5 protein-coding genes and 1 tRNA gene are annotated in these 5,126 nt (G+C 40.4%); 4 read left to right on the top strand and 2 right to left on the bottom strand.

The window, feature by feature from the left end:
* Positions 1-180: hypothetical protein (locus L652_RS0103645; protein ID WP_024603296.1), on the top strand; the 180-nt coding region annotated here is incomplete at its 5' end.
* A 438-nt stretch (positions 181-618) separates the two neighbouring features.
* On the opposite strand, the gene L652_RS0103650 is transcribed toward L652_RS0103645, so the two are convergent.
* Both L652_RS0103650 and L652_RS0103655 read right to left on the bottom strand, forming a co-directional pair.
* A tRNA-Pro gene (locus L652_RS0103650) sits at positions 619-695 on the bottom strand.
* Positions 696-806: 111 nt separating this feature from the next.
* On the bottom strand, positions 807-1,430 hold the full coding sequence (locus tag L652_RS0103655; protein WP_024596836.1) for an arylesterase: 624 nt from the start codon (positions 1,428-1,430) through the stop codon (positions 807-809).
* Between L652_RS0103655 and L652_RS0103660 the strand changes: the two genes are divergently transcribed.
* The 3 genes from L652_RS0103660 to ruvC form a co-directional block, all read left to right on the top strand.
* The gene (locus L652_RS0103660; RefSeq protein WP_024596837.1) at positions 1,431-2,144 is read left to right on the top strand and encodes an ABC transporter ATP-binding protein; all 714 of its coding nucleotides are present in this window, start codon (positions 1,431-1,433) and stop codon (positions 2,142-2,144) included.
* Positions 2,134-4,635: an FtsX-like permease family protein gene (locus L652_RS0103665; protein WP_024596838.1), complete on the top strand. Its 2,502-nt coding sequence runs from the start codon at positions 2,134-2,136 to the stop codon at positions 4,633-4,635. Before L652_RS0103660 ends, L652_RS0103665 begins: the two co-directional genes overlap by 11 nt.
* A 144-nt stretch (positions 4,636-4,779) precedes the next feature.
* Positions 4,780-5,126: crossover junction endodeoxyribonuclease RuvC (gene ruvC / locus L652_RS0103670; RefSeq protein ID WP_024596839.1), on the top strand; the 347-nt coding region annotated here is incomplete at its 3' end.

Raw genomic sequence — 5,126 nt, forward strand, 5'->3', positions numbered from 1 at the left:
GGCGGTCTTGGCCTTAAGGGTGTTTCGGGCGTTGGTATGGCAACAAACAATAGTGATGGTAGTCGTTTTGTAGCCGTGTTTGACGATAATCAAAAATTACTTTTAGCGCGCGGTATTACAGAAGATGTATTCCAAACAGGGCAAGACATGGTACGTAATGGTGTAGGGCGCAAGCACTAGTACTTTAATAAAAAAGCGCTTAGAGCGCTTTTTTATTTTAATTTCAATAAATTGAAATTAAATGGCTTTATATAGATCCCACAAAGGCCACTTCAAGGTAATAACATTTAAATACAACCCCCTCAAAAACCACAAAACTAGCCAGCTAAACTCAGTTTTATTAAGTGCGCTTAGATAAATAAGATAGTGCCACGGATAAATTGTAGAATCAAAACAGATGGATTTTGGCTATATTTTGAAGAGAAATTTAACTTATTGATATAGAAGGAGTTTATACCAATTCGCTTAATTAAGTGATCTATTTTTAGGATGGAAAAACGTGTTGATAGCTAGGCAAAAAATTCGCTATTTAGTTGTTCTAAATGAGAATTTTTTAACACAGGTAGCGACACGTTTAGCCCCGCAAAATGATTAAGTATTATTGCGGATTGGTATTAATGGTCGGTATGGAGAGATTCGAACTCTCGACCCCTGCCACCCCATGACAGTGCGCTACCAAGCTGCGCCACATACCGACTTTGTATGCAATAGTACGTGTATTTTTTTAAAAATCAATAAGCGATTGTTTGTTTGGGTGTTTATTACGCAAGAGGCCTAAAATAGCACTCTTGCGGTGTATTAATTGGCTAGTCTTTATTTAACCACTTTTTGATCGAGTCATACATCTCATCTCGTATTAATGGCTGAGCTTTTTTGTTAGGGTGTAAACTATCGTTTTGCATCAGCTCAGGTTGGCTGGCAATATCTAGCATAAAAAAGTTCATTAAATGCGCGTTTGTTTCTTCGCTAACATGTGTAAAAGTGTCTGTAAACATTTTACTGTAACGCGGACCGTAATTAGGGGGAATGTAAATCTCCATTAAGGCGGTCATCGCATTAGCTGCTTGGCTTTTTTGAATAAGAGACGTTAAGTTAGTTTGCATTTTTTTGACTGGAAAACCACGTAAACCGTCATTAGCACCTAGCTCAATAAGTACATGAGTGGGTTCGTATTGCTCAAGCAATGCATCTAAACGGCGTAGGGCTCCACCAGATGTTTCGCCACTAATACTGGCGTTGATAAGTTCAATGTCGGCTTGTTCGTCATCGTATTTATCTTGTAACAATTTTACCCAGCCTTCTTCTTGTTGAAGTCCGTAGGCTGCGCTTAAACTGTCACCGAGTATTAAAATCGTGTTGTTGGCTGCTGCGCTCAGCGGTTTGATAACTAAAAATAAAATGAATACTAAACGAAGGATTGAATGAGTCATATGTCAGCGCTTTCTCAATTAAATATAATTCAGGTTAATGGTTTGTCTAAAGTAGTCTCTACCTTTGAAGGTGAGCTGCCCATCCTCAGCGACATCAGCTTTAATGTCAAGCATGGCGAGTCTGTTGCTATTGTTGGCACATCGGGATCTGGTAAATCTACGTTACTCAGTTTATTAGCAGGGCTGGACACTGCCAGCAGCGGTGAAATATTTTTAGATGGTGAACCATTACACAATTTAGATGAAGAAGAGCGTGCAGCACTGCGCGCGGCTAAAATTGGATTTGTGTTTCAATCGTTTATGTTAGTACAAAGCTTAACGGCACTAGAAAACGTTATGCTACCAGCAGAGCTCGCTGGTGAAAGTGATGCAAAAGAGCAAGCAATTGCTTTGCTTGAAAAAGTAGGCTTGAGCCATCGAATTGATCATTACCCGTCGCAACTCTCTGGCGGTGAACAGCAGCGTGTTGCTATTGCGCGTGCATTTATTGGCACACCTAAAATACTATTTGCTGATGAGCCTTCGGCTAACTTAGACAGCAAAAATGGTAAAATGATTGAGTCGTTATTATTTGATTTAAATACTCAGCACGGTACTACGCTTATTTTGGTTACTCACGATGAAGGGCTTGCACAAAAATGTGAGCACATTATTCAAATAGAAGCGGGTTTACTGGTAAAAAGCCAAGTAGAGGACGTTGCTGATGTGGGTTAAGTTAGCGCTTAAGTTATTTTCGCGAGAATTTCGTCGTGGTGAGCTAACTGTTATAAGTGCGGCTATCGCGCTTGCAGTTTTAACCGTGCTTACACTGTCGATGGTTACTGAGCGAATAGGGCAAAGTATTGCGCAAAAAAGCAGTGCTTTTATTGCAGCAGACCGTGTACTTGCAAGCGATCATGTTCTCGACACCGCTTTTATTACTCAAGCACAGAGCCAAAATTTAAAAACGGCTCAAATGGTGTACTTCGACACTATGTTGTTTGCTAATGATGAAATGCAGTTTAGCTCAGTAAAAGCGGCATCTAATGCGTACCCGCTAAAAGGGCAGTTAAAAGTTAAAGATACCCTTACAGGTGAAACTAAGGTTGCTAATAGCGGACCAACGCCGGGTAATGTGTGGCTAAGTGAATCTGTATTTTACAGTTTAAATATTGATATAGGCGCGCAAGTAGAGCTTGGCGCTGCATTATTCAATGTTTCAAAAGTTATTGTAGAAGAGCCAGACGCGCCATTTAATGTGTTTTCGAGTAGCCGTCGTGTGCTTATTAATATTGACGATGTGGAAAAAACCGAAGTTGTGCAGCCGGGTAGTCGTGTTTATTACCGCCAACTTTATGCCGGTAGTGAGGCCGATATAAATAGCTTTTATGAGTGGCTTAAACCACAAATGAAAGAAAACCAACAATGGTACGGCGTTAAAGATCGCCAATCACCTATTTCAAATAGTTTAAACCGCGCAGAGAGCTTTTTATTACTAGCCGGTCTATTAGGTATTATTTTAGCCGCAGTGGCTATAGCTGTTTCAGCAAAACGTTATTGTGAACGCCAATACGACCCAGTAGCGATGATGAAAACATTAGGCGGTAGTCGTTCGATGATCCGAAAAATATACATGCTTCATTTATTGCTTGTGTGTGCAATGGCGGTAAGTATTGGATTGTTAATTGGTTACGGCTTGCAAGAAATAGCAACAAGTTACTTATCAAAAAGTATGGGGACAGAGCTACCTTTAGGTGGTTTTAAACCTTGGCTGGTGGCTATTAGCACTGGCGTAATTTGTGCCGTTATGTTTTCTATTAAGCCGTTGTTTGATTTATTTGATATTCCACCGCTTAGAGTGCTGCGCCGTAACTTAGGTGACAAATTGGCAGTGAGCCGTGTGCATTTAGGCATGAGTGCGCTAACCGTGTTTTTATTAATGTGGTTATTTAGTAACAACATAAAAATAACGCTTATCTTGTTTATCTCAACACTTGCGCTAATTGGTGTGCTGTTTTTGGTATCCAAATTAATATTTGGTGGCGGTCGAAAGCTTGGCTTAAAGCCAGGTAACAGTTGGTCGCTTGCAATTGCATCTATTCAAAAACGTGCAAATGTGAACGCGGTCCAGTTAATTAGTTTTTCGTTAGCGATTAAATTACTGCTGTTTTTAGTGGTACTTAAAAACGACATGATATCTGATTGGCAATCGCAGTTACCAAGCGATGCACCTAATGCGTTTTTAGTTAATATTACGCAAAATGAACTTGAGCCAATTAATGAATATTTAGCTCAAAAAGATATTCAGGTATCAGAGTTTTATCCAACTATTCGTGGGCGCGTAAATGCGGTAAACGGCGAGTTGGTAGCACGTTCTGTCTCGCTGCAAGACAATGAGAAAAAAGACGAAGAAGCCCGTGCAGGTATTGGCCGTGAGCTAAACCTTACATGGCTTAAAGATGTGCCTGACCAAAATGAAGTAACACAAGGCACGTGGTTTGGTGAAAATGCGATGGCTGAAGCCTCAGTAGAGGAGTCGATGCTTGAGCGTTTAGATGTTGAGATAGGCGATACGCTTACATTCTTAATTGGTTCGCAGTCGTTCGATGCTAAGATCACCAGTGTGCGAAAAGTAAATTGGGCCACGCTTAAACCTAACTTTTTTATTATTTTAAGCCCAGATGTACTTGCAGATTTTCCTGCAACGTATATTTCGTCGGTTCGTATAAACCCAGAGCAAAAGCGTGATTTTAGCCAGTTATTGCGTACTTACCCTACTATTACAGCAATTGACATTGATAACTTTGTTAAGCAAATACAAACAACTATTTCGCAAGTATCACTCGCCATTGGCTTTGTACTTGCAATTGTTGTGCTGTGTGGCGCGCTTGTACTTATATCGCAAGTGCAAGCTAGTTTGGGTGAGCGTATGCAAGAAATTGTCATACTGCGAACACTTGGCGCTAAAAGCCGATTAATTAAAAACGCGACCTTGTACGAGTTTTTATTACTCGGCGGTTTAGCTGGCTTAGTTGCTGCATTTTTTAGTGATATAGCGCTTTTAATTGTGCAGCAACAAATGTTTGATTTAGCTGGTAAGTTACATCCGCATATATGGATTATTGGTCCGGTAGCTGGCGGTGTATTTGTGGCTGGTTTAGGCTATTTAATGATTGCCCGAACACTTAAACAAAATACCCAAGGATTAGTGCGTGCCCTAGGGTAAGCTTAAACTAACTTAACACGTATTGGATTAAGTATTAAATGCCCACCTAACACGTGGGCATTTTTGTTTTCTTTGTACTGGTAATTTATACAGTGCTCTGGCATTATTAGCGTAATTTAAAAATAACAATAATGAGAATGCAGTTTGGCCATTATTTTAGGGATTGATCCTGGTTCACGTTTGACCGGGTATGGCGTTGTTGCCCACCAAGGTTCTAAATTTACATACTTAGGCAGTGGCTGTATTAAGTTAGCCGATCATCCTTTTCCGGTTAGACTTAAAATGATCTACCAAGGCATTACACAACTTATTGAGCAATTTTCGCCAGAAACCTTTGCCATTGAAAAAGTATTTATGGCGCATAACCCCGATTCAGCTCTAAAACTAGGCCAAGCTAGAGGCGCTGCGATTGTAGGTGCAGCAATGGCCGACTTACCCGTATTTGAATACTCAGCTAGACAAATTAAGCAAGCAGTAGTAGGTAACGGCGG

It is taken from the genome of Pseudoalteromonas sp. TB25, from assembly GCF_000497995.1.
Classification (GTDB): domain Bacteria; phylum Pseudomonadota; class Gammaproteobacteria; order Enterobacterales; family Alteromonadaceae; genus Pseudoalteromonas; species Pseudoalteromonas distincta.

Excerpts from the sequence above, each read along its gene's own strand:
- L652_RS0103655 (WP_024596836.1), bottom strand. The coding sequence starts at position 1,430 with ATGACTCATTCAATCCTTCGTTTAGTATTCATTTTATTTTTAGTTATC.
- L652_RS0103665 (WP_024596838.1), top strand. The coding sequence starts at position 2,134 with ATGTGGGTTAAGTTAGCGCTTAAGTTATTTTCGCGAGAATTTCGTCGT.
- L652_RS0103660 (WP_024596837.1), top strand. The coding sequence starts at position 1,431 with ATGTCAGCGCTTTCTCAATTAAATATAATTCAGGTTAATGGTTTGTCT.